Consider the following 23,415-nt stretch of genomic DNA (forward strand, 5'->3'; position numbering starts at 1 on the left):
AAGGTCCGCGGCAGCGATGAGCGTGTCGCTCAGTTTAGGCGCGTGGTCCACTGCATGGCGCCCGGCGTGAACGCAGGAACAGCGCCGCCCGTGGCCACGAGGCGGTCGCCCGCCTCGTCCGCCTTCCCGCCGATCGTGCGCACCGGGATTGCGACGCCGGTCGAGCGCTGGCCGAGGGCCTCGGCGTAGAACCGTGCAGCGCCGGGGATCATCAAACACGAGCGCCGACCACTGTACCGGCACGCTCAAATGGAAGTACGATGTAGGTTGGGGCAAACTCCGCTTTCATCTCAATGCACTGTTCTCCGCAAAGGATGGGCGGCTGGCATGCGGAACCTACCGGCTAAGCTTCAAGATCCTGGCGATCAGCTTAGCTCCGGGCGTGCGTCTGTTGCTTGGATCAGCGGCGCGTCGTCGCCGACCACGGTCGGGCGGTGGCCGTCTGACTTGGGAGTAAGCATGAGTCAGGTCTGTCGCCGGTTGGGATCCAGATACGGGTCGATCAGGCAGTGATGGAAGCGGCAGCCCCAGTCCAGGGTCATGTCGGCAGCGCTCGGAGACTGTGATGGCTGAATAGCGGATCGCCGTATTGGACGATGTTCTGTGCCTGCGTTGCCTTCGCTCGCCACTAAGCGCAGGTGCCAAGATCCCTAACTCGCCAACCTGAACCGCAGTGGCCCGATATGCGATCTGCCGACCAATTCCACGCCTTCCCCGATCGAGACCCGGTGAGATGGTGGCACCGACAGCGGCTGTGAATGGCTTCCGCATTCACCAGATGCCCAAAGCAAGGGCATCATCACACCGAGTCGCCGATTTCGGCCCCAACATAACCGAATTCGGCCACGCGCAGCCAGCCGCATCGTACTCAGCCGGTGTCCATGGGGACAAACAGAAGAGGACGACCCGAGAATGCGAACCGACTTTAACGAGCTGCGCCAAGCCCTGTTGGCCGGTGGACCCGGCCACAATCTGCACGTCCCTGCGCTGCTTAGTGTCTGCCGACCCGGCGCAGAGAATTCGTCGCAGCGAGCGGATGAGCCCCGGGATGACTCCAACGATGCTGCTCGCAAGGCAAGCACAAGGGGGTCCGAACTCCTCGCCGCTACGCCGATCCGGTCCAACGGTCCGGCCTGACAGACCAATCAACAGGAGCAAACATGAACCCGTTAATACCCGAGACTTGCATCCGCGACGTCGTCCTAGATGCGTTTAGCCTGGCTGTCTCCTACTACAAAGAATTTGCCATCAGTGCCAGCGATGCGCGTCAGATCGCCCACGCAAACTTGAAAATCAAGGAGTATACATCCGGAATTGCGACGATTGATTTATCTATTGATCCCGATGGTGAGATTTTTCTTATGCCGGAGTCGGCTGATCTTGTGATTCAAAGCCTTATGAATTTCATGGGCGATATCGACAGACAGAAAAATCCGCTACTTGCATACCATGTAGGCAATCTGACGATCCAATGTAGGAACGTACAATGCTTGTCATCCGACAGCGATGATGCCGTCTCAACAAAAAACATTCATTAGAGTGTCTTCCGATTGGGCTGATATACTATATCGCTCCGATGGAGGGGGATGTCTGTCCCGACCCTACACCACGGATCTGCTTGAGCGTGTGTCCGATGCGGCAGCGGCGACCTTGCACCGCCATGCGGCGGCACGTTCTGCAGTTGCTGCAGTCACAGTGCTCTACTGGATGGCAGCCCTTGAGGCGACCGGAATTGTGGCGGCTCGCCCGATGAGCCGATCGCGCCGCTCGAAGCTCGACTAGTATGAGGCTTTCCTGCGCGAGCTGATCGCAGAGCACGATGACCTCATTCTGGAAGAGATGCGCACCCGTCTACGCGAGGATCAGGATCTCACGGTGGGGCTCGGCACGCTGTGGCGCTTCCTCGACGCGCGCCGTCCGACCTACAAAAAACACCGCCCACGCAGCTGAGCAGGAGCATCGGGATGTGAGGACGGCGCGCTAGGCGTGGTTCGAGGGCCAGCCCGATCTCGACCCGGCCCGGCCGGTGTTCATCGACGAGACATGAACGGCCCCCAACATGGCCCGCACGCGCTGGCGCTGTGTTCGGGGCGAACGCCTACGCTCGGGTGTGCCGCAGGCTCATTAGCGGACCACGACATTCGTGGCGGCCTACGTCTGTCCGGGTTGTTTGCACCGTTCGTGCTGTACGGCCCGATCAGCCGTGAGACTTTCCGGGCCTACCATCAGGTGCTGGTGCCGGAACTCGCCCCCGGCGACATCGCGGTCATGGACTATTTGGGCAGCCACAAGGGACCTGCTGCACATGCAGTCATCGAGGGGATAGGAGTTCGGCTGCTCTCTTCCCGCACAGTGTAAATACGAGCCGAACTCGCCGGCTTCGCTCAACTGGGCAACTCAGAGATACAATACGGTTCTTCGAGCAATCTGAGTTCATCAAGAAATCTTGAGGGCCGCTGCCGCTCGCTACAAGATCATCCGGACTACCGTTCAGTAGTGACGCTCGCGCCAAACCAACACCGATCAGCGAATTGCTCCGAAGGAACTCTGCTCCAGCGTGTTGAGCGTGGAGGACGAGGCGATCATCGTCGCCTTCCGGCGGCACATCCTGCTGCAGCTGGACAACTGCCTCTATGCGCTGCAGCCGAGTCTTCGCATCTGACCCGCTCGTCACTGCATCGCTGCCTGTAGCGCCGCGGCGTCAGCCACCCGCCGACATTAACGACGAGTCTTAACGGCCGCGCTTTGAGGCTTGCCCAATTACCGACGCAAAGATCGAAAAAAGGCTTCGAATACTTTACAATGTTCACGCTCCGGACGCAGTAATACGGGCCAAATGTATTCAAATCTACTTTCACTGCGATCTGATTAGCGCAGTTTTTCCGCCAGACGTCTGCCTATAAGGTCGAAAATGAAACTCAAGAATTCCAATTCATTGACATCTGAAAGAGAAACGCTGCTCCGATGCCGCTGTCGGCTTAGCATTTCTGCATTTAAGATACCGGCGAGCCTACTTTTAATAGATTGGCCAGTATGAGTTGACGGCCATGTATGTTCTGGACCCATATGTCTCGTGATTAAGCGTAGCATTGGTTCCGACAATTCACTTTCTTCCTCGTTAAGCAGGAACTTAGTGTCGCGGATGACTCCCTGTTCGACGTAGTACTCGACTTGTTCGCTGATGGACCTCCCATCGCGCTTTGCCAAATCGTCAAGAGCGTCTCGCAATTCCGTTCTGAGCCGGAAGGTCATCGAATGTCGCTTCTTCTCCCCCGGAGGCAGGCTTGGCCGACCTCGTCTTCCAGGCCGCTCGCGTTCGTCCGCCATGTGCCACTCTCCGTCTGAGCACGCCATAAATATCGCGTCCCATATTCCAACACGTTAAAGCTTGCCACTACCCGAGCAGGCTGCTATTTACGAGTTTATAAGCACCTACCAAAAAGGTGGTCAGGGTGGAAGCGCCGCAGCGCGAGCTGTCTCTTAGGGTGCCGATTGAGGGCTGAGCATGTCGCGCCGCAAGAGTTTCACAAAGACTGCCATCACACGTGCTGTGGCCGGCATGCAGGCTGCCGGCCTCAAGGTCACCGGCCTTGAAATCTCGCCCGACAAGGTCGTGATCCACTCCGGGCAGCCGACGAAATCGGACTCTGCCAATCCGCTCGACGTATGGAGGGCCAAGCGCGATGCGCGTGCGACTGAAAGGCCTCAATAGCAAGCGCAAGCGCCTCGCCGATGGTACTTGGCGCACCTACTTCTACGCGTACAAGGGCGGCCCCCGCCTCAAGGGCGAGCCAGGTACGCCCGAGTTTATGTCGTGCTATCAGGAAGCGGTGTCGCGTCACTCGCAGACCGCCGCGGATACGCTCTCATCGGTGTTGAGGCGCTTCCAAGCCAGTGACGCCTTCCGCTCGCTGAGTGTGGCGACCCGCCGGGATTACGTCCGGTACATCAGAATGATCGACGCCGAGTTTGAAGATTTCCCACTCAGCGCGCTCTCTGACAAGAGGACGCGCGGCGAGTTTATGGCCTGGCGCGACCGGTTGGCGATGCGCTCTCGTCGGGGGGCGGATTACGCCTGGGCCGTACTCGCGCGGATCCTGTCCTGGGCGATTGACCGCGGCTTGGTCCTCGCCAATCCTTGCGAGAGGGGTGGTCGGCTCTACAGGGCCAGCCGCGCCGACAAGGTGTGGAGCGATGACGATGAGGCTCGCTTCCTCGCCTCCGCGCCGGCCCACCTGCATCTTGCTCTGATCCTCGCCCTGTGGACGGGACAGCGCCAGGGAGACCTGCTCCGGTTGCCCTGGGCTGCCTACGACGGCGCCGCAATCCGGCTGACGCAGCAGAAGACCGGTGCGCGTGTTTACGTGCCTGTCGGAGCTCCTCTAAAAGCCGCCCTAGATGCTATGCCGCGCACCAGCGGGATGATCCTGCTGAACTCGGACGGCCGATCCTGGACGAGCGACGGCTTTCGAACCTCGTGGCGCAAGGCATGCTTCGCTGCCGGCATCACGGGTCTAACTTTTCACGACCTGCGCGGCACGGCCGTGAGTCGCCTCGCCATGGCGGGGGCTTCCTCTGCGGAGATCGCGACGCTGACCGGGCACTCGCTCCGAGATGTGGATGCGATCTTGGACAGCCATTACCTGCACCGCGATCCGGCGATGGCCCAGGAGGCGATCAGAAGGCTCGAAGCCAGAACGAAACTTCCCGACCGAGCCCCCGACCGAGTGTAGCTGTTCTAGCAAACTCGAGAAAAAGTCCCAGCTAATCAGAGAGTTAGATGGTGGGCGCACTAGGGTTCGAACCTAGGACCCGCTGATTAAGAGTCAGCTGCTCTACCAACTGAGCTATGCGCCCGATCGCTTCTGCGATCGCCCGGCGGCCACCAAGTCCGCTGGGGTGGCTGGCTGATACCAACGCGGCCGGGGGCTGTCCACCCCCGACCGGCGATTTTCTCATTCCGCAGCGGCATGCTGCGCATGCACGCGCACCGCATGGGCTGCGAGCTTGTTCAACGCCGAGAGATACGCCTTCGCCGAGGCGACCAGCGTGTCCGGATCGGCGCCGCGGGCGGTGACGCTGCGATCGCCGTCGCGCAGACGCACGGAGACCTCCGCCTGCGCGTCGGTGCCGCCCGTCACGGCGTGGACCTGATAAAGCTCCAGCTGAGCCTGATGCGGCACCAGCGCGGAGATCGCGTTGAACACCGCGTCCACAGGCCCGTTGCCGTCCGCCTCCTCGATCCGCGTGCCAGTCTCGTCGGCGATGCGCAGGGTGGCCCGCTGCGGCCCGCGGGTGCCGGCGATAACCGACAGGGAAACCAGCCGGATCCGGTCGTGGGCCGTGGCGAGGTTCTCGTCGACCAGCGCTTCGATATCCTCGTCGTAGACGTGCTTCTTGCGGTCGGCCAACGCCTTGAACCGCTCGAACGCGTCCTGGAACTGGTTGTCGGACAGGTGCAGGCCGAGATCCTCAAGCTTGGAGCGGAACGCAGCCCGTCCAGAATGCTTGCCCATCACCAGGGACGTCTTGGTCAGGCCCACCGAGGCCGGCGTCATAATCTCGTAGGTCTCGGCGTTCTTGAGCATGCCGTCCTGGTGGATGCCGCTCTCGTGCGCGAAGGCGTTGCGGCCGACGATCGCCTTGTTGAACTGCACGGGGAAGTTCGTGGCATGGCTCACGAGCTTCGAGGCGCGGGTCAGCATGGTCGTCTCGACACCGGTCTCGTAGGGCAGCACATCGGCGCGGGTGCGCAAGGCCATCACGATCTCTTCGAGCGCGGCGTTGCCGGCACGCTCGCCGATGCCGTTGATCGTGCACTCCACCTGCCGGGCGCCGCCCTCGATGCCCGCCAGGGAGTTCGCGATCGCAAGACCCAGGTCGTTGTGGCAATGCACCGAGAACACCGCCTTGTCGGCGTTCGGCACCCGCTCGCGCACGTTCGCGAACATGTCCCGGTATTCTGAGGGCGTGGCGTAGCCCACCGTGTCGGGCAGGTTGATCGTGGTGGCCCCGGCCTTGATCGCCGCCTCGACGCAGCGGCACAGATAGTCGATCGGCGTGCGGGTCGCGTCCATGGCCGACCACTCCACGTCGTCGACGAGGTCGCGGGCCTGCGCCACGGTCTTGAGGATGATCTCGATCACCTCATCCTGGCTCTTGCGCATCTGGTGCGCGAGGTGGATCGGCGAGGTCGACACGAAGGTGTGGATCCGCGCGCGCCGGGCGTGCCGCACGGCCTCGCCGGCCCGGGCGATGTCGGCGGGGATCGCGCGGGCCAGACCCGCGATGGTCGCGCGCTTGGTCCGGCGGGCGATCTCCGAGACGGCCTCGAAGTCGCCGATCGAGGCGATCGGGAATCCGGCCTCGATGATGTCGACGCCCATCGTGTCGAGCAGTTCGGCCACCGCGAGCTTCTCGTCGAAGGTCATGGTGGCGCCGGGGCACTGCTCGCCGTCGCGCAGCGTGGTGTCGAAGATCAGGATGCGGTCGCGGGCGGTGCTGGAGGTCGAGGTCATGGCGTTACCCTGTCGCGGGCCGCCCGGCTCAGAATGGCGCGGCGCGGCGTGGTGCCCGATGGGGCGGATTCGCGAATGGAAGAACTCCCCTGAAGGCCCAGGCGCGCGCCCGGACGGCCCTCAGGGGCGGGTAAGCAGAAGCGGAAGAGCGAGCCCGGCGCGGCGCGCACGCGACCACGGCGCCGTCTTGGCGGCGCGGGCGGTCTCGGGCGCTGAGCCGGCTCTGGCCAAGGCTCGTCTCTCCTCTCGGCGGCCTGCGCGGGATGATCTCACGGCGCGGCACTGCCCGTAGGTATCTCCGGAACCGCCGGAACACAAGCGAGACCGGCACGCTCGGGAGGCTCTGCCGCCTCGACGCCCGCCTCGACGCTGGCCTCGGCGCAGATCTCGCCGGCGAGGTCGTCGTAGAAGATCATCTGGCAGGCGGCCCAGAGTTCGAATTCTTCCAGCAGCGACGGATCGAGGTGCGTCAGCCGCCGGTCGCCCGTTCGGAACCATCCGGCTTCGTCCGCCTCCCGGAGGAGGTTGCCGACATGCGCGCGGGACACCCCCAGTCGGTCAGCGAGGCCGCGCAGGCTCAGCGGGAGGGGTGCTGGGGCGTCCGAAACCGCGGCCGCGTAGTGCGCGCCCACGATGGCGGTGAGCAGCGGATAGCCGCAGTCCCGGCCGGTGAGCCGGAAGATCCGCGGGAACGGATCGGTCAGCATGCCGTGGCGCAGGACGTGCGCGGCGGACCGGCAGATCAGGTCGCCGAGGCGGTCCGGATGCTCCAGCGCTCGCGCACGGCCCGGGCATCTCGCCGCGAGAAAGTCCATGGCCGCCACGAAGAGGCGTGCGGACCGTCCGATCTCGGTGACGAGCGCCGGAGTCGCCCGCAGATGCTTCACGCGTCCGTCGTCGGGATCCGTCTCGACGCCCACCAGGCGGGCCGCTTTCAGCGTGGCCACGAAGGCCGCGGTCTGGCGGGGACTGGACCCGACCGTCGCCTGCAGGGCGGTGAGGGTCGGGCGCGGGCCGCCGTGGCGGCGCTGCGCGTAATCGTTGTGGACCAGCATGAACGAGACCAGATAGCGGCCGGCCTGATTCAACATCTTGTGGACCGGCCAGACGATCTCGGAGGGAGCGACTGCTGAATGGCAATACTCAGCTACAGAAGAGCAAAATTTTTCGTGCTTTATGATCTCTGAGGAGCGTTCGAGAATATCATGATCCGTCATGTCTGAATCATCGGGCGTGGTTCATTCGATCAGATCCGACGCGAATGGCCGTGCCCGTCGAGCGTTCTCTGCAAAGTTTGGACTCTGTGGTTAAGCAGTGCCGAGGATAAGAGGCAATTGCTTGAACCGGCACCCGGTTCGCTGCGCGTCCGCCGCGGAACAACCGCGTTCTGCAGGCCCGAACCCGGCCGGTACGGATGTCCAACGGAGCTACCGCCATGTGCGATCGGCATGTGTCCTTCCTCTCGCGCCGCCGCCTGCTGTCCGCTGCGGCGGTCGGCGCCGTCGCGGCCGCTTCCGCCAAGCCCCTGTCCGCCGTAGCGGCCGACGAGGCGCCGCGCCCGAACGCCATCGGCCCGGACAGCGCGCTCGCGCGGCTGCTCGAAGGCAATGCGCGCTACGTGGCCAACGCGCCCGCCAACCGGGATTTCTCGGCCGGACGGGCCGCGCGTACCAGCGCGCAGCACCCGATCGCCTGCATCGTGGGCTGCGCCGATGCCCGGGTCGCGCCGGACTTCGTGTTCGATCAGGGGCCGGGCGACCTGTTCGTTGTCCGCGTGGCGGGCAACTTCGTGAACACCGACGGCCTCGCCAGCCTGGAATACGGCGTGCAGGTGCTGGGCGCCCCGCTGATCCTCGTGCTCGGCCACTCGGATTGCGGGGCCGTCAAGGCGACGATCGACGTCATGAAGACCGAGGCCACCCTGCCCGGCCATCTCCCGGCGCTGATCGACGCGATTCGCCCGGCGGTGGACCTCGCCGCGAAGGCGAGCGCGCGGGATCCCCTCGCCGAAGCCATCGCGCAGAACGTCCGGCACGCGGTCCGTCGCCTGGAGCAGGCCGGGCCGATCCTCGCCGAGCGGGTCGCCACTGGGCAGGTGAAGGTCGTCGGCGGCTTCTACGACATCGCCACCGGCCGGGTCCGGCTGCTCTGACGAACGCGCGGGCGCGGGATCGGGTACCTTGCCAACGGCGGTCCGGCCTCGATAAAGCCCGCCGGCACGTCGAGACCGAACCCGCGAGACCGTCCATGGCCAGCTACAAGCTCCTGCTCCTCCCCGGTGACGGGATCGGCCCGGAGGTCGCGGCCGGCATGCAGGTCGTGCTCGACACCCTCAAGGCGACCGGTCTCGCCACCTTCGAGACCGAGACCGACCTCGTCGGCGGCTGCGCCCTCGACGCCCATGGCAGCCCGCTGGCCGACGCGACCCTGGAGCGCGCCAAGGCGGCGGACGCCATCCTCCTCGGCGCCGTGGGCGGCCCGAAATGGGCCGGCGTCGCCTACGAGAACCGCCCGGAAGCCGGTCTGCTGCGCCTGCGCAAGGAACTCGACCTCTTCGCCAACCTGCGCCCGGCGATCTGCTACCCGGCGCTGGCGGAGGCTTCGGCGCTGAAGCGCGAGCTGGTCGAGGGCCTCGACATCATGATCGTGCGCGAGCTCACCGGCGGCGTCTATTTCGGCGAGCCGAAGGAGATCACCACGCTGGAGGACGGCTCGAAGCGCGCGGTCGACACCCAGGTCTACACGACCGGTGAGATCGAGCGGATCGCCCATGTGGCCTTCGACCTCGCCGGCAAGCGTTCCGGCCGCGTCGCGTCGGCCGAGAAGCACAACGTGATGAAGTCCGGCGTCCTCTGGAAGGAGGTCGTGACGAAGGTGCACGCGGAGCATTACGCCGAGCTGCAGCTGGAGCACATCCTGGCCGACAACTGCGCCATGCAGCTCGTGCGCCGGCCGAAGCAGTTCGACGTGCTGGTCACCGACAACCTGTTCGGCGACGTCCTGTCCGACATCGCCGCCATGCTCACCGGATCGCTGGGCATGCTGCCCTCGGCCTCGCTCGGGGCGGTGGACTCGAGCGGCCTGCGCCGGGCGCTCTACGAGCCGGTCCACGGCTCGGCCCCCGACATCGCCGGCCAGGACAAGGCCAACCCGATCGCCATGATCGGTTCGCTCGCCATGTGCCTGCGCTACTCGTTCGGCCTCGGCGACGCCGCCGACGCCCTCGACGGCGCCATTACGGATGCGCTCGCGGGCGGCGCCCGCACCGCCGACATCGCCGGTGAGGGTGCGAACCCGATGGGCACCCGCGCGATGGCGTCGGCGGTGGCGGATGCGCTGCGGGCGCGCGCCGGCTGAGCCACGCCGCCAGCGCGTCGATGCACCGGGATTGATCCCCACCCGCGTGTTTCGACGCATGGCGGTCGGGCCCGACCTCCGTTATGACGCGCCGATCGAGGAACGGGAGCGTCATGAAGGCCGGAGACGGGGCGTCTGAGCGCGCGAGCGCGGATTTCGGCTTCGAGCGCGTGGCGCTCGACGAGAAGCAGGGGCGCGTCGACAGCGTCTTCCACTCGGTCGCCCGCCGCTACGACATCATGAACGACCTGATGTCGGCCGGGCTTCACCGGGCCTGGAAGGCGCAGCTCGTCTCGATGCTGCGGCCGCCGCAGAACCGGGCCTTCGCGCATCTCGACGTGGCCGGCGGCACCGGCGACGTGGCGTTCCGGGTCCTGGCCGCGGGCGGCCCGCGGACCCGAGTCACGGTGCTCGACATCAACGAGTCGATGCTGCGGGTCGGCGCGGAACGCGCGCGAGACCGCAAGATCGACGAGGTCGGCGACCGCATCGCCTTCGTGACCGGCAACGCCGAGGCGCTGCCACTGCCCGACGCCGCCTTCGACGCCTACACGATCGCCTTCGGCATCCGGAACGTGCCGCGGATCGATGCGGCGCTGGCCGAGGCGCGGCGCGTTCTGAAGCCGGGCGGCCGCTTCCTCTGCCTCGAATTCTCCGCCGTCGACGTCCCGCTGCTCGACCGGATCTACGACGCCTATTCCTTCAACGTGATCCCGCGCATCGGCGCCCGCGTGGCCGGGGACGCTGAGTCCTATCGCTATCTGGTGGAGTCGATCCGGAAGTTCCCGACGCGCGGCGCCTTCGCGGGCATGATCGAGCGCGCCGGCTTCCGCCACGTCACCGACCGGCCGCTCTCCGGTGGGATCGTGGCGATCCATTCGGGCTGGAAGGTCACCTGATCTTGGCCGGCAGCTTCTTCCCCTCCCCCTTGTGGGGAGGGGTCAGGGGTGGGGGTGTCGCAGGTGGCACCGCAACGCCCCATCCTGCACCACCCCCACCTCCGGCTCCTCCCCACAAGGGGGAGGAGTGGGCCGCTATACGAATCGGCTTCGGAGCACCGGGTCCATGATCAGCGCCGTCATCAACCTCGTCCGCGGCGCGAAGGTCGGCTTCGTGCTCGCCCGAGAGGGCGCATTGGCCTTCGCCGATCCCTCGGAGCTGCCGCCGCACCTGCGCCTCGCCCTGCGGATCGGGCGGTCCCTCGAGCGGCCGGGCCTCGATGACGGCGCCGCCCGGCTGTCGGCGGCCATGACCCGCCTCGGCCCGTCCTACGTCAAGTTCGGCCAGTTCCTCGCGACGCGCCCCGACATCGTCGGCATGCGGGCGGCCTTCGACCTGGAGAAGCTGCAGGACCGGGTGCCGCCCTTTCCGCAGGAGGTCGCCCTGCGCACCGTCGAGGCTGCCTTCGGCAAGCCCGTGAGCGCGCTGTTCGTCTCGTTCAGCGAGCCGATCGCCGCCGCCTCCATCGCGCAGGTCCACAAGGCGGTCGTGCAGGATCCGGACGGCACGCAGCGCGCGCTGGCCGTGAAGGTGATGCGGCCCGGCGTCCGTGAGCGCTTCATGCGCGACCTCGAGGTCATGCGCTTCATGGCCCGGGTGGTCAACGCGCTGTCCCCGCATGCCGAGCGGCTCCGGCCCCGCGAGGTGGTGGAGATCCTCGCCCGCTCCGTGATGATGGAGATGGACTTCCGCCTGGAGGCGGCGGCCGCCTCCGAACTCGCGGAGAACACCAAGAACGATGCCGACTTCCGGGTCCCGAGACCCGAATGGGAGTTGACCGCCCGCGAGGTTCTCTCCGCGGAGTGGATCGAGGGGACGCGTCTCCACAGCGCGGCGGAACTCGCCGCCCAGGGGCACGATCCCGAGACGATCGGGCGGACGGTGATCCAGAGCTTCCTGCGACAGGCGATCCGCGACGGCTTCTTCCACGCCGACATGCACCAGGGGAACCTGCTGGTCGACGCCGAGGGCCGGCTGGTGGCGGTGGATTTCGGCATCATGGGCCGGCTCGGGCCGAACGAGCGCCGGTTCCTCGCCGAGATCCTGCTCGGCTTCATCCTGCGCGATTACCGCCGGGTGGCGAAGGTCCATTTCGAGGCGGGCTACGTGCCGGCCCACCACTCCGTGGAGGATTTCGCGCAGGCGATCCGGGCGATCGGCGAGCCGATCCACCAGCGCCGGGCCGACGAGATCTCCATGGCCAAGGTACTCACGCTCCTGTTCGACGTCACGGCCCTGTTCGACATGAGCACCCGGACCGAACTGGTGATGCTCCAGAAGACCATGGTGGTGGTCGAGGGCGTGGCGCGCTCGCTCGATCCGCGCCTGGACATGTGGACCACGGCCGAGCCGGTGGTGCGCGCCTGGATCGCCCGGAACATGGGGCCGGTGGGCCGGGCCCAGAGCGGCCTGGAGGCCCTGCGGGTGGTCTCCGACGTGGTCGGCGACATCCCCGATCTCGCGATGCGGCTGAAGCGCGTGCTGGTGCGCCTCGACGAGAGCGGCACCGGCGATGCGCGACGTCTGGAGCGGTTCGCCCGCAACGAGCGCTACCGGGCGATCTGGTCGACGCTCGCCCTGTGGGGCATCGCCATCGGCGCCTTGATGATGGCGTTCCGAGGGCTCTGACACCGCCTTCGGCCAACGATCCTGGAACCGCCGTCTTCGCGGGCGGGTTCAGCCGGCGTCGGCCAGGGCCGGCACCAGGGCGCGCAGTTCCCGGGCCAGCTCGCCGAGCCCCGTCGTCCCTTTTGCCAACACCCGGTCGGCCTGCCCGGCCAGGCGTCGGCGATCGTCCGCGGTGATGTCCTTGGCGGTGAGCACCACCACCGGTACGTCGCGGCAGTCCGGCCGGGCGCGGAGCGCGCGCAGGAAGCCGAAGCCGTCCATCTCAGGCATCATCAGGTCGAGGAGGACGAGGCACGGGCGCCGGGCCGTCACGGCATCCAGCGCCCGCAATCCATTCTCGGCCTCTGCTACCGAAAAGCCCTCCCGGCCGAGATAGGCGCAGAGATGCCCGCGCACGTCCGCCTCGTCGTCGACCACGAGGATCGGGCCGTCGCTCGCCGCCGGCCGGAACCGGTCGACGATCTGGCGCAGGCCGCCCCAGTCGATCGGCTTCTGCAGGTAGTCGGTCGCGCCCAGCGAGAAGGCAAGGCTCTGCTCGTCCAGAACGGTCACCATCACGATCGGCGTGGCACCGATCTCGGGGTCGGCCCGCAGCGCCCGCAACACGGACCAGCCGTCCATATGCGGCATGGTGACGTCGAGGAGCACGGCCTGGGGGCGCAGGCGCCTGGCGAGATCCAGGCCGCGCCGTCCGTCCTCGGCGATCGCGACCGCAAAACCTTCCCGCTCCAGGAAGCGGGCGAGGAGGTCGCGGGTCGACGCGTCGTCATCGACGATCAGGATCGGCCTCGCCTGTCCCGTTTCGCGTTCGGGCTCCTGGGCCAGCTCCTCGTCCGCGCCCCGGAACCGAGCCGGAAGCGTCAGCGTGAATGTGGTGCCCTGCCCTTCCCGGCTCTCCACGGCGATGGCGCCCCCGAGCATCTCCGCGAAGGCGCGGCTGATCGCGAGGCCGAGCCCGGTGCCGCCGAACCGCCGGGTGGTCGAGGCATCGGCCTGGGTGAAGCGCTCGAACAGCTTGCTCACCTGCTCCTGCGTCATGCCGATCCCGGTATCGGCGATGGAGAAGCGCAGGGCCTCGCCGGCCCGGTCCACCCGTAGTTCGATTCGACCGTCCTGGGTGAATTTCGCGGCGTTGCTCAGGAGGTTGATCAGGCACTGGCGCACTTTGGTGACGTCGGTGCGGGCCGTGCCAAGGTCGTCCCCGAGGGTCAGCGCCAGGGTGTTGCCCTTCTTGGCGATGAGTCCGTCCACGCTGGCGGCGACGTCGCGGACGATCGCGGCGACGTCGAAATCCTCCGCGTAGATCTCGATGCGGTCGGCCTCGATCTTCGAGATGTCCAACACGTCGTTGATGAGCCCGAGCAGATGGCGGGCGTTGGCCTCGATCTTCTTCATGTCGGCGATGAGGTCGACGGCGTCGAGATCCTCCAGCTCCTCCTGGACCATCTCGGAATAGCCGATCACCGCCGAGAGGGGCGTGCGCAGCTCGTGGCTCATGTTGGCCAGGAACTGGCTCTTGGCGGCGTTGGCCGCCTCCGCGGCCTCCCGTGCCGCCTCGATCGCCGCCTCGGCCTCCTTCCGCTCGGTGATGTCGGTGTGGGTGCCGACCCATTCGCGGAGCGTCCCGTCCGATTCGAGGATCGGGATAGCCCGCACGCTCATGTGCCGGTAGGCGCCGGAGGCCGCGCGGATGCGGTGCTCGGTGGCGTAGGGTCTGAGGCTCCCGAGCGCGTCCGCCCACGCCACCCGGGTGTGCTCGCGATCCTCGGGATGGACGGCATCCAGGAAGCCGACCCCGGAATAGGCCGCCTCGTCCTGGCCGGTGAAGCGGCTCCAGGCGCTCTGGCGCCGGTGCAGGCTGCCCTGGGGATCCGCGGTCCAGACGATGGCCGCGCTGGCCTCGATCAGCGAGCGGAAGCGCTCCTCGCTGCGGCGCAGCCGGGCTTCCGCAAGGTGACGGATGGTTTCGTCGACCACCACGAGGCCGACGCCCTCGACTTCCTGGCCGGGCCCGTCGGCGGCACCGCGAAGCGGATAGAAGCTCATCGAGAACTGCCGCACGCCCCCCGGGGCGGATGGGGCCGGAACGGCCACCGGCACGTCGGGCGAGACGAGGCCCTCGCGCAGCGCCGCGGCGAGCTTGGGCCCCAGCTCCTCGCGCAGCGTCGGCAGCATCGCCCAGATCGGCACCCCGAGATCGGCCCCGAATCCCCGCTCGCTCATGGTGGCGAGCGCCCGATTCATGTGCCGGATCTTCAGGTCGCGGTCGAGGAAGCCCAGGCCCACCGGCGCGTTGGCCAGCACGCCGTCGAGAAGCCGCGACATCCGCAGGGATTCCTGGCGCCGGACCAGGGCGAGGCGCGCGAGCAGGACTATCGCGCCCAGGGCCGACGCCCCGGAGAGCAGGAACAGGATCAGCCCGCGCCGGTACTCCCGGTCCTGCAACGCGGCGAGGTCCTGCGCGGCGGAGGCTTGGCGCGCGGCGGCCTCGGTGCGAATCGCGTCCATCACGCGCTTGCCCTCGCCGGTCCGGACCAGATCGGTGGCGGCGTCGAACCCCTGGTCCCGGCGCGCCGCGATCACCCGGGCCGCGAAGTCGCGCTTGCGCGCGATCAAGCCGGCCAGCGACGGGCCGCCCAGCCGAACCGGCTCCTGCGCCGCCGAGCCGAGGCTCGACAGTTCGGTCTCGATCCGGGACAGGGCCGTCGTGTAAGGGGCCAGGTAATCCTCGCTGCCGACCAGCACGAAGCCCCGCTCCCCGGTCTCCAGATCCTTGACCTCGGAGATCAGCCGCTCGACGCCCGCGATGGTGGCGTTCGTCCGGGCGGTGGCCGCGCGATCGGCCTCGCCGGCAAGGTAGTTCGCCGTGCCGGTCGCCAGGGCCACGACGAGGAGCAGGAACGCCACGGGCGATCCGAGGAGCGGCCCGAGGGGGCCGGCGCCGCGCCAGTTCCGGCGCCGCAGGCCGAAGATGGATCCGCCGCCCGGCGCGCCGCTCACGTTTCCACCAGCCCGGTGCTGGCGCCGGACGCCTCGGAATCCGGCCGGCCATGCGGCAGGGCGAGGTACTCCCGGGAGCGCATCTCGATCAGCCGCGAGACGGTCCGGTCGAACTCGAAGGCCTCGCGGCCCGTCTGCGCGGTGTAGAGATCCTGTGCCTCGGCCGCCGCCGAGGCGACCAGCTTCACGTGCCGGTCGTAGAGCGTGTCGACCAGGGTGATGAACCGCTTGGCCTCGTTCCGGTCGGCCTCGTGCATCACCGGGATGCCGTCGAGGATCAGCGTGTGGAAGGCGCGGGCCAGTGCCATGTAGTCGGAGGCGCCGAGCGGCTTGCGGCACAGATCGTCGAAAGCGAACCGGGCGACGCCGCTCGCCTCCTCGGGGATGTCCACGTCCCGGCCGTGGACCTTGATGGTCGCGGACCGGCCCCGCGCCCTGCCGGTCAGCCCCTTGAACGCGGCGTCGAGGGCCGCGCGGGCACCGTCGTCGGCCGGCACGTGGTACACGGCCGCGCCGCCGAGCTTCTCCAGGCGGAAGTCGGTCCGCGCATCGAGGCGGATGACCTCGACCCGCTCCTTCAGCGTCGCGACGAAGGGGAGGAACAGCGCCCGGTTCAGGCCGCCCTCGTAGAGGCGGTCCGGCTCGACGTTGGAGGTCGCCACCACGGTGACGCCGCGGCGGAACAGGTGGCCGAACAGACGGCCCAGGATCATCGCGTCGGCGATATCGGTGACGGTGAACTCGTCGAAGCACAGCAGGGTCGCCTCGTCGGCGAGCTGGTCGGCCACCGGGCCGATCGGGTCGTCGCCCTTGACCGTGCCCGCCTTGAGCGCCTGCCGGTAGGCGTGGATGCGCTCGTGCGCATCGGCCAGGAATCCGTGGAAGTGGACCCGCCGCTTCGGCTCCGGGGCCGCCTCGTGGAACAGGTCCATCAGCATGGTCTTGCCGCGCCCGACCGAGCCCCAGATGTAGAGGCCCCTGGGCGGCTCCGCCTCGTCCTTGCGGCGGAACAGCCAGCCGAGGGCGCTGGTCTTGCTGGCGCGCTTCTGGCGCTGGAGATCCTGGATCAGCCGGTCGAGGGCGCGCACCAGCCGCGTCTGCGCGGGATCGCGCTCGATGGATCCGCCGGAGACCAGCGCCTCGTAGCGCTCGTGGACAGGGCCGGGCGAGACCGCGCTGGCCCGGGCCTCCGGCGAGGGGGCGTGATGCTTGCCGGATCTCTCGTTCACGCCGCCGGTCCCTCGCAGCTTCCCGCGGCGCCCGACCGGCACCGTTTCCCGTGTCGGCGCCGCGACCCGGATCCCAACCCTGTGACGCGCAAGCTCGGCCCGAATCAAGTCTGGCGCCGAACAGCGGCGCGGAAGCGTCCCATCGCCGTCGCGCATGGCAGGTACGTTCGAGGACCCTTCGCAGTCCTGCTGCATTGCACAATGGGGAGGAAGCTGCCAAACCGGCGGCGTCTCTGGGGAGGAACGTCCGGATCACCCAGCGCGGCTGCGCGCTCAGACCGGAGACCCACCATGGCCGTTCAAGCGCGAGACGTGCCGGCCCACAGCATCCGGCGCCTCTGGCCGGCCGACCGCATCGCGGTCCTCGACTATTTCCTGCGGCTGGACCCCGAAACCCGGGCGAGCCGCTTCATGGGCAACGTCAGCGAGGCCGGCGTGCGGGCCTATGCCGCGCATGCGGTCACCGCCGAGGGCGTCCTGTACGGCGCCTTCGTGGACGGTGTGCTGCGCGGGCTCGGCGAACTCCGGCCGATGGGGGCCTGCCGTTCGCCTTACACCCTCGGCCCGGCTGCGGAGGCAGCCTTCGCCGTGGAGGCGGCCTTTCGGCGTCGGGGGATCGGTGCGGACCTGTTCGCGCGGATCGCCCGCTCGGCCCGGCACCGCGGCGTCGTGGATCTGCACGTGCGCTGCCTCTCGGGCAACGGCCCGATGCTGCGGCTCGCGGCGAAGCAGGGGGCGGCGCTCCAGCACGCCGGCAGCGAAGTCGAGGGCGCCCTGCACCTCGCGCGGCCGACGCCGTTCTCGCTCTGGTACGAGGGCATCGCGGAGGCCTTCGACTTCTCCGTGGCGGTGAGCTTCCCGACGCGGGGCGGCGCGCCGGCCTGACCCGGGACGATCACCCGGCGGTATCGCCCACCAGCGCGAAGGTCAGGAGATCGACGGAGGCCGCCCCGGCGCGCAGCAGCGCCCGGGCGGCGGCGTTGCCGGTGGCCCCGGTGGTCGTCACGTCGTCGATCAGCAGGATTCGCCTGCCGCTGAGCCGATGCGCCTCGGCGGGAATCACCCGGAACGCGCCGCTGAGGTTCTCGGCACGCGCCGCTCGGCTGAGACCGACCTGCGGACGGGTCGCGCGCACGCGCACCAGGGCGGTCGGCACGCAGGCGCGGCCGGTGTCGCGGGCGATGATCGTCGCAAGGAGCGCCGCCTGGTTGAAGCGACGGCGCCACAGGCGCCCGCGATGGAGGGGGACCGGAACGAGACAGTCGGCCTCGGCGATCAGGGCTCGCCCGCTCGCCGCCATCATCCGCGCCATCACGCCGGCGAGGTCGAGGCGGTCCTCGTATTTCAGCCGGTGGACCAGCCGGCGGGCGGCGCCGTCATAGAGGGCGACGGCGCGACCCCGACCGTAGGCCGGCGGCTCGGCGATGGCCCGGGGCGACAGCAGCGGCCCGACACCCAGGTCCGCGGCGAACGGAGTGCCGTAGCGTTGGCAGACCGGCTCCTCGATCAGGCGCAGGCCCGACCAGCAGATCGGGCACAGGGCGCCGGGATCGGCGACCGCACCGCCGCAGCCCGCGCAGCTCGGCGGATAGATCAGCGCGAGAAGCCCGCGCGGCACGCTGCGCAGGGTCGCGGCGACGGCGCGAGCCGCCGTCACCGGGGCGGGGACGCCGTCCGCTCGTGGCTCAGCGGGCCGAGACGGGACGGGCCTGCGAATCCATCCGCTCCTGGCGGGCGCGGGCATTGGCCCGGTGGCGCCCGATGGCGCAGCCGGCCGCGGCTCCCACAAGGCCGTGGTGGCCGGCATAGTGGCCGGCGATGCCGCCGACGATGGCGCCCTTGATGCAGCCCTTCGCCTCGGCGCCGCCCGCGGCGGTGAGGGCGGCAACGGCCAGGGCAGCGCCGAACAACATGCGCTTCATGGTGGGTGCTCCAGATCAATCTCGGCCGTAGGACCAGTTGCAGCAGGAACAGCGACGCTGCCGAGTCGTTCCATGATTTTAGGCGGGCTCACGCGTCCGTGCGCGCGGCGTCTCGCGAGCGCGCGGTTTCTCCACCAGTGATGCTGGCGGTGGCCTGTCGGGAATGCCATCTCCAGCGCGATGGACGCACCGGCCACCCTGTTCGACACCGCCCTCGCCCGCCACCGCCTCGCCCGCGCCGAACGCGGCGGCTTCGCCGGGTTCCTGCTCGACAGGCTCGCCGAGGACCTCGACGACCGGCTGGGTGCCGTGCTGCGCAGCTTCCCGACGGTGGTCGATCTCGCCACCCCGACGGCGGCCGCCGCGCGCCGGCTCGCCGCCCGCTATCCCGACGCTAGGCATCTCCGGCTCGCGCCCCTGCCAGGCCCCGAGGGCGGCCTGATCGTCGGCGATCCGGAGCTGTTGCCCCTCGCCCCCGGCAGCCTCGACCTGGCGGTGTCTTTGCTCGCCCTCCACGCCGTCAACGACCTGCCGGGGACCCTGATCCAGCTGCGGCGTGCGCTCCGGCCGGACGGCCTGTTCATCGGATGCCTGCTCGGCGGTGCCAGCCTCACGGAATTGCGCCAGAGCTTCGGCCAGGCCGAGAGCGAGGTCGAGGGCGGCATCAGCCCACGGGTCGCGCCCTTCGCCGCCGTCCGCGAGGCCGGAGCCCTCCTGCAGCGGGCCGGATTCGCGCTCCCGGTCGCCGACACCGACACGCTCACGGTCCGCTACGCCGACCCCTTCGGGCTCATGCGCGACCTGCGCGCCATGGGCATGACCAACGTCCTCACCGAGCGCCGCCGCACACCCCTGCGCCGGACGACGCTCCTGCGCGCCGCGGAGATCTACGCCGAGCGGTTCTCCGATCCGGACGGGCGTGTGCGGGCGACGTTCGAGGTGCTGTGGCTCTCGGGGTGGGTGCCGCATGAGAGTCAGCAGAAGCCGCTCAGGCCCGGGAGCGCGCAGGCGCGGCTCGCCGACGCCCTCGGGACGGTGGAATTGAAGCCCGAGAGCGGAGGAACGCCATGAAGCTGCCCGGACCGGACCATCCCATCACCATCACCCCCGAAAAGCGGCGCGTCCGCGTGCTCGTCGCCGGCGTGGCGGTCGCCGACACGCGCAACGCCCTGCGCCTCGAGGAGGGCCGGTATCCGGCGGTGTTCTACGTGCCGCGGGCGGATATCCGGGCGGAGAGCTTCGTCGCGTCGGCACGGAGCAGCCACTGCCCCTACAAGGGTGATGCCCGCTATTTCGACCTTGCGGTCGGCGCGACCCGTCGCCCAGACGCCGTGTGGAGCTACGAGGACCCGTACCCGGCCGTCGCGGACATTCGGGATCACGTGGCGTTCTATCCGGACCGCGTCGACGCCATCGAGGTCACGGATTGAGGAAGGATCGGGCGCTGGAGCGGAGCCTCAGTCCCGGACGAGGCCCCAGAAGGCGTGCTTGCGGCCGTGGTCGCGCCGCAGCCGCTCGCGGTACGCTCCCGGCTCGGGATTGACCGCGCCCGTCTCCAGCCGACCCGCCAAGCCGTCGAGTTCCAGGAGGTAGCGCGCCGCGTGCGTGTAGGCGGCGCTCCGGCCGCCCTCAAGGATGCCGTCGAGAAGCCGTCGATAGAGGATCGTCGCGGCGACGGGATGGTGCGACGCCAGGGCGTCCGCGGCCGGGGCCAGCAAGGCGTATTGGTCGCCCTGCCAGACCGAGGGGCGCGCGATCACCAGCCGGGCGGCGCGGTTCAGGTCCGGCCAGCCGACCAGGAACGCCAGCGCCCGATGGGGTTGCGGAAAGGCCTCGGCGAGGTCCAGGGCACGCTGGAGCGCCTCCTCGTCCTCGAAATCCGGGAGCTTGGCGAGGTAGGTGCGCAGCATCGGCGCATCGAGTTCGCGCTCGAATCGCGTCCAGCGCAGCGCCTGCGCCTCGTCGGTGCGATCCAGGGCGTCGAGGATCTCGATCTCCAACGCCTGCCGCTCGCGTTCGGGGCCGCGCGGGTCGAAGCCGGCGATGAGGTCGGCCCGGGTGGCGAGGCGCAGCCCCGGATCTTGCATGCGCCGGATCCAGTCCAGCGCTTCCGCAGGCCTTTTCGCGGCGAGGAGGCGGCGGCCGATCTCCGCGCGGTTCTCGCGGCCCGGCAGCATCGCGCGCTCCAGGGCGATGAAGGCATCCGGATCGCCGCGCCGGTCGGCGATGGCCTGCCGCAGGCGCAGGATCTGGATCCGGGCCGCCTGACGATGGTGCGTCGCAGCCTTCCGCGGATCGCCGCCCTTGCCCGTCACGGCGTCCGATGCGGCCAGCTGCGCGTCGATGTCGGCGAGCGCGTCCGTGGGCAGCCGCGGGATCACGTCGGCGAGGACGACGCCGAGCGGGCCGAGCGGATCGGCCGCGAAGCCGGCGACGAGGCCGAGCGCCACCCGCTCCGCCTCTGCTGCCGGAAGCGCGCCCGCGATCTTCACGAAGGCGACGCTGGCGCGGTCGAAGATGCCCTGGACCGTGCCGTTGCCGTCGTCGACGCGGTTGAGCACGGCGTCGGCACCGTCGAGGAAACGTCGGAGGCGGTCCAGGGCCGCACCGGGATCCAGGGGGCGCAACTCGGTGAGGATCACCGTCACCAGGGCGTTGAGATCGGCCGCGAAGGCGCGCCGCTTCTGCCAGTCGATGTAGCCTTGCGCGCCTTCGAGGGCCGTCAGGCGCCGATCCACGATCGCCGCCACGGCGTCCGGACCCTGGAGCGACGCGAGAGCCGCGCTCACCAGCTTCTTGAAGGTGGGGTTGCGCGCCGTCTCGCCGAGGATCAGGTCGATGAGGCGGTCCGGCCCGAGGGCCGCCAGGGTCTCGGGCGAGGGCGTCGTGCGCCGGGCGCCCTTCGGAAGGGCGGGCGCCTTCGCGCCCGCCGCCGTCACCCGGCGCGCCCGCGCCAAGACCGCCGCCCCCGTCGATGCGCCAGATCCGGCACGAACGCCTCGCCCGTCTGAGATCAGTCCACCACCTTGGCGCGCGGGCGGTCGTTCCCCTGCGCGGTCTCGTCGTGCCAGCCGCCGGCCTGGTCCTGGTAGCGGATGCCTTCCGTCGAGCCGGGCACCTGCTGTTCCGCCGCCGCCGCCTGGGCCGCCTGCAGTGCCTCCTCACGGCTCGGGAAGGTCTCGGAGAAGACGTCGCCGACCTTGTAGGCGAAGCCGCCGTCGTGCTCGACGATGCGATAGGTAACCTCGGACATCACGCCTCCTGAACGCGCCCAGTACCGTTGAGCGCGAACCCGCCGGACGCGCCGCGGTTCCAGGGGGCGCGCGCTCCGGCCTCCGATCCGCCGGAAAGTGCGGCTATCGGTGCGGCATCCCGGCATGCAGGCGACCATGATGCAGCTTCGACCGATCCTCGCCCTAGCGCTCCTCCTGTCCTCGGTCCCGGCCCGCGCCGAGGAAGGATTCCTGGATAAGCTCTTCGGCGGATCCGGGCGGGGGCGCCCCCGAACCCGTTCGCGTCCAACTATCCGTCGGCATCGCCCTCGGTTGAGGACCTGCGCGCCGAGCGGCAGCGGCGGGACGGCCGCGGCGAGCGCGGCGTCGTCCGTTCGGGACCCCTGCCCCCGGGACGGATCCCGGAGGAGTGACGTCCTTCCCTCAGGCGTCTCCGACGACGCCGGCCTCGTCCTGCGCCTGGAGCACGTCCGGGCGCGGCATCGAGATGATGTTGTAGCCGGCATCCACGAAGTGGACCTCGCCGGTGACGCCGCCCGAGAGCGGTGACAGCAGGTACAGGGCCGAGCCGCCGACATCCTCCAGGCTGACCGTGCGCCTCAGCGGCGCGTGGGCCCGCTGGTGGTTGAACATCAGCCGCGCGTCGGCGATGCCGGCACCGGCCAGCGTCCGCATCGGGCCGGCCGAGAGCGCGTTCACCCGGATCCCGTTCGGCCCGAGATCTGTGGCGAGGTAGCGTACCGAGGCTTCCAGCGCCGCCTTGGCCACGCCCATCACGTTGTAGTTCGGCATCACGCGCGTCGCGCCGCCATAGGTCAGCGTCAGCAGCGCCCCCCCCGGCGCCATCCGCTTGGCCGCGCGCTGCGCGATCTCGGTGAACGAGAAGCACGAGATCGTCATGGTCCGCACGAAGTTCTCGCGCGTCGTCACGTCGACGTAGCGGCCCTTGAGCTGCGCCTTGTCGGAGAATCCGATGGCGTGGACGACGAAATCGAGCCCGCCGTCGAAGCGCGCGTCGAGGGCGTCGAAGACCGCGTCGACGGAGGCTAGGTCCTCCACATCGCAGGGGAGGACGATGTCCGAGTCGAGCTTGGCGGCGAGGGGGGCCACGCGCCGGCCCAGGGCTTCCCCCTGGTACGTGAAGGCGAGGCGCGCGCCCTCCGCGTGCAGCGCCTTGGCGATGCCCCAGGCGATCGAGTGATCGTTGGCGACGCCCATGATCAGGCCGCGCCGACCCGCCATCAAACCTGTCATGCCGACCCTATCCTGAACGAGCACGCCGCTCCGGAACGGAGGCGGGCCGCGGGACGATCGTCCAAACCGCGGCGCTGAGCCTTAACGCGGCTGGCCGCACGCGCCAAACCGGTCCACACCGATCGCGCGGCAAAAAAAAGCCCCGCCGGTTGGCGGGGCGGTCGCGGGACGCGGCGTGGCTCAGAAATGGCCGTCGGTGTGCGCCTGCGCCTCGTCGATGAGCGCCTGCTTCGCGTAGATCGCGGCACAGCCCGCGATCATCAGCCCGCCCAGG

21 protein-coding genes, 1 tRNA gene and 2 pseudogenes are annotated in these 23,415 nt (G+C 68.9%); 12 read left to right on the forward strand and 12 right to left on the reverse strand.

What is annotated here, in order from left to right; genetic code table 11:
- Positions 1–29 precede the first annotated feature (29 nt).
- Positions 30–212, reverse strand: coding sequence for a hypothetical protein (locus MMSR116_RS06530; RefSeq protein WP_010683364.1), 183 nt, complete (start codon positions 210–212; stop codon positions 30–32).
- Positions 213–1,160: 948 nt separating this feature from the next.
- Between MMSR116_RS06530 and MMSR116_RS06535 the strand changes: the two genes are divergently transcribed.
- The 3 genes and pseudogenes from MMSR116_RS06535 to MMSR116_RS32480 form a co-directional block, all read left to right on the forward strand.
- Positions 1,161–1,538 (forward strand): hypothetical protein, encoded by a 378-nt coding sequence (locus tag MMSR116_RS06535; RefSeq protein ID WP_010683365.1) that lies wholly within the window; start codon positions 1,161–1,163, stop codon positions 1,536–1,538.
- Between the two features lie 52 nt (positions 1,539–1,590).
- Positions 1,591–2,340: pseudogene (locus MMSR116_RS31755) on the forward strand (IS630 family transposase); the annotation flags it as partial.
- A gap of 196 nt (positions 2,341–2,536) precedes the next feature.
- Positions 2,537–2,688 (forward strand): annotated as a pseudogene (locus MMSR116_RS32480) (IS481 family transposase); the annotation flags it as partial.
- A gap of 180 nt (positions 2,689–2,868) precedes the next feature.
- Here the strand turns inward: MMSR116_RS32480 and MMSR116_RS06545 are convergent.
- Positions 2,869–3,327 carry a hypothetical protein gene (locus tag MMSR116_RS06545; RefSeq protein WP_158168542.1) on the reverse strand — a complete coding sequence of 153 codons (459 nt, stop codon included), beginning with the start codon at positions 3,325–3,327 and terminating at the stop codon, positions 2,869–2,871.
- Positions 3,328–3,505: 178 nt separating this feature from the next.
- Here MMSR116_RS06545 and MMSR116_RS06550 point away from each other — a divergent pair, with 178 nt between their 5' ends.
- The gene (locus MMSR116_RS06550; RefSeq protein ID WP_010683368.1) at positions 3,506–3,712 is read left to right on the forward strand and encodes a hypothetical protein; all 207 of its coding nucleotides are present in this window, start codon (positions 3,506–3,508) and stop codon (positions 3,710–3,712) included.
- Complete coding sequence (locus MMSR116_RS06555; RefSeq protein WP_010683369.1) at positions 3,684–4,733, forward strand: tyrosine-type recombinase/integrase; 1,050 nt, start codon at positions 3,684–3,686, stop codon at positions 4,731–4,733. Before MMSR116_RS06550 ends, MMSR116_RS06555 begins: the two co-directional genes overlap by 29 nt.
- A gap of 48 nt (positions 4,734–4,781) precedes the next feature.
- On the opposite strand, the gene MMSR116_RS06560 is transcribed toward MMSR116_RS06555, so the two are convergent.
- The 3 genes from MMSR116_RS06560 to MMSR116_RS06570 all read right to left on the reverse strand — a co-directional run bounded on the left by MMSR116_RS06560 (position 4,782) and on the right by MMSR116_RS06570 (position 7,735).
- Positions 4,782–4,857 (reverse strand) — tRNA-Lys (locus MMSR116_RS06560).
- Between the two features lie 98 nt (positions 4,858–4,955).
- Complete coding sequence (locus MMSR116_RS06565; protein ID WP_010683370.1) at positions 4,956–6,518, reverse strand: 2-isopropylmalate synthase; 1,563 nt, start codon at positions 6,516–6,518, stop codon at positions 4,956–4,958.
- Positions 6,519–6,787: 269 nt separating this feature from the next.
- Positions 6,788–7,735 (reverse strand): helix-turn-helix domain-containing protein, encoded by a 948-nt coding sequence (locus MMSR116_RS06570; protein ID WP_010683371.1) that lies wholly within the window; start codon positions 7,733–7,735, stop codon positions 6,788–6,790.
- 218 nt (positions 7,736–7,953) lie between these two features.
- Here MMSR116_RS06570 and MMSR116_RS06575 point away from each other — a divergent pair, with 218 nt between their 5' ends.
- The 4 genes from MMSR116_RS06575 (at position 7,954) to ubiB (ending at position 12,503) form a co-directional block, all read left to right on the forward strand.
- Positions 7,954–8,670 (forward strand): carbonic anhydrase, encoded by a 717-nt coding sequence (locus tag MMSR116_RS06575; protein ID WP_010683372.1) that lies wholly within the window; start codon positions 7,954–7,956, stop codon positions 8,668–8,670.
- Between the two features lie 95 nt (positions 8,671–8,765).
- A complete protein-coding gene (leuB, locus tag MMSR116_RS06580; RefSeq protein ID WP_010683373.1) occupies positions 8,766–9,875 on the forward strand; it encodes a 3-isopropylmalate dehydrogenase in 1,110 nt (369 codons plus the stop codon).
- Positions 9,876–9,988: 113 nt separating this feature from the next.
- Positions 9,989–10,774: a bifunctional demethylmenaquinone methyltransferase/2-methoxy-6-polyprenyl-1,4-benzoquinol methylase UbiE gene (gene ubiE / locus MMSR116_RS06585; protein ID WP_010683374.1), complete on the forward strand. Its 786-nt coding sequence runs from the start codon at positions 9,989–9,991 to the stop codon at positions 10,772–10,774.
- 166 nt (positions 10,775–10,940) lie between these two features.
- Complete coding sequence (gene ubiB / locus MMSR116_RS06590; RefSeq protein ID WP_010683375.1) at positions 10,941–12,503, forward strand: 2-polyprenylphenol 6-hydroxylase; 1,563 nt, start codon at positions 10,941–10,943, stop codon at positions 12,501–12,503.
- A gap of 48 nt (positions 12,504–12,551) precedes the next feature.
- Here the strand turns inward: ubiB and MMSR116_RS06595 are convergent, their stop codons facing one another.
- On the reverse strand, positions 12,552–15,503 hold the full coding sequence (locus tag MMSR116_RS06595) for a response regulator (RefSeq protein WP_039892843.1): 2,952 nt from the start codon (positions 15,501–15,503) through the stop codon (positions 12,552–12,554).
- Positions 15,500–16,732, reverse strand: coding sequence for a cell division protein ZapE (gene zapE, locus MMSR116_RS06600; RefSeq protein WP_010683377.1), 1,233 nt, complete (start codon positions 16,730–16,732; stop codon positions 15,500–15,502). The genes MMSR116_RS06595 and zapE overlap by 4 nt, the downstream gene beginning before the upstream one ends.
- Positions 16,733–17,023: 291 nt before the next feature.
- Between zapE and MMSR116_RS06605 the strand changes: the two genes are divergently transcribed.
- Positions 17,024–17,617: a GNAT family N-acetyltransferase gene (locus MMSR116_RS06605; protein ID WP_010683378.1), complete on the forward strand. Its 594-nt coding sequence runs from the start codon at positions 17,024–17,026 to the stop codon at positions 17,615–17,617.
- A 10-nt stretch (positions 17,618–17,627) separates the two neighbouring features.
- Here the strand turns inward: MMSR116_RS06605 and MMSR116_RS06610 are convergent, their stop codons facing one another.
- Both MMSR116_RS06610 and MMSR116_RS06615 read right to left on the reverse strand, forming a co-directional pair.
- Positions 17,628–18,389: a ComF family protein gene (locus tag MMSR116_RS06610; RefSeq protein WP_010683379.1), complete on the reverse strand. Its 762-nt coding sequence runs from the start codon at positions 18,387–18,389 to the stop codon at positions 17,628–17,630.
- Positions 18,390–18,417: 28 nt separating this feature from the next.
- Positions 18,418–18,654: a hypothetical protein gene (locus tag MMSR116_RS06615; RefSeq protein WP_010683380.1), complete on the reverse strand. Its 237-nt coding sequence runs from the start codon at positions 18,652–18,654 to the stop codon at positions 18,418–18,420.
- 180 nt (positions 18,655–18,834) lie between these two features.
- Between MMSR116_RS06615 and MMSR116_RS06620 the strand changes: the two genes are divergently transcribed.
- Together MMSR116_RS06620 and MMSR116_RS06625 are read left to right on the forward strand one after the other, a co-directional pair.
- Positions 18,835–19,725: a class I SAM-dependent methyltransferase gene (locus tag MMSR116_RS06620; protein WP_010683381.1), complete on the forward strand. Its 891-nt coding sequence runs from the start codon at positions 18,835–18,837 to the stop codon at positions 19,723–19,725.
- Positions 19,722–20,084, forward strand: coding sequence for a DUF427 domain-containing protein (locus tag MMSR116_RS06625; RefSeq protein WP_010683382.1), 363 nt, complete (start codon positions 19,722–19,724; stop codon positions 20,082–20,084). Before MMSR116_RS06620 ends, MMSR116_RS06625 begins: the two co-directional genes overlap by 4 nt.
- Before the next feature lie 27 nt (positions 20,085–20,111).
- On the opposite strand, the gene MMSR116_RS06630 is transcribed toward MMSR116_RS06625, so the two are convergent.
- The 3 genes from MMSR116_RS06630 to fabI form a co-directional block, all read right to left on the reverse strand.
- On the reverse strand, positions 20,112–21,611 hold the full coding sequence (locus MMSR116_RS06630; RefSeq protein ID WP_010683383.1) for a DUF6880 family protein: 1,500 nt from the start codon (positions 21,609–21,611) through the stop codon (positions 20,112–20,114).
- 56 nt (positions 21,612–21,667) lie between these two features.
- Entirely contained in the window at positions 21,668–21,907 is a 240-nt protein-coding gene (locus tag MMSR116_RS06635; RefSeq protein WP_010683384.1) for a hypothetical protein, read from the reverse strand.
- 403 nt (positions 21,908–22,310) lie between these two features.
- Positions 22,311–23,141 (reverse strand): enoyl-ACP reductase FabI, encoded by an 831-nt coding sequence (gene fabI / locus MMSR116_RS06640; RefSeq protein WP_010683385.1) that lies wholly within the window; start codon positions 23,139–23,141, stop codon positions 22,311–22,313.
- Positions 23,142–23,415: the final 274 nt, after the last annotated feature.

This window comes from Methylobacterium mesophilicum SR1.6/6 (genome assembly GCF_000364445.2).
In the GTDB taxonomy this organism is placed as follows: Bacteria; Pseudomonadota; Alphaproteobacteria; order Rhizobiales; family Beijerinckiaceae; genus Methylobacterium; species Methylobacterium mesophilicum_A.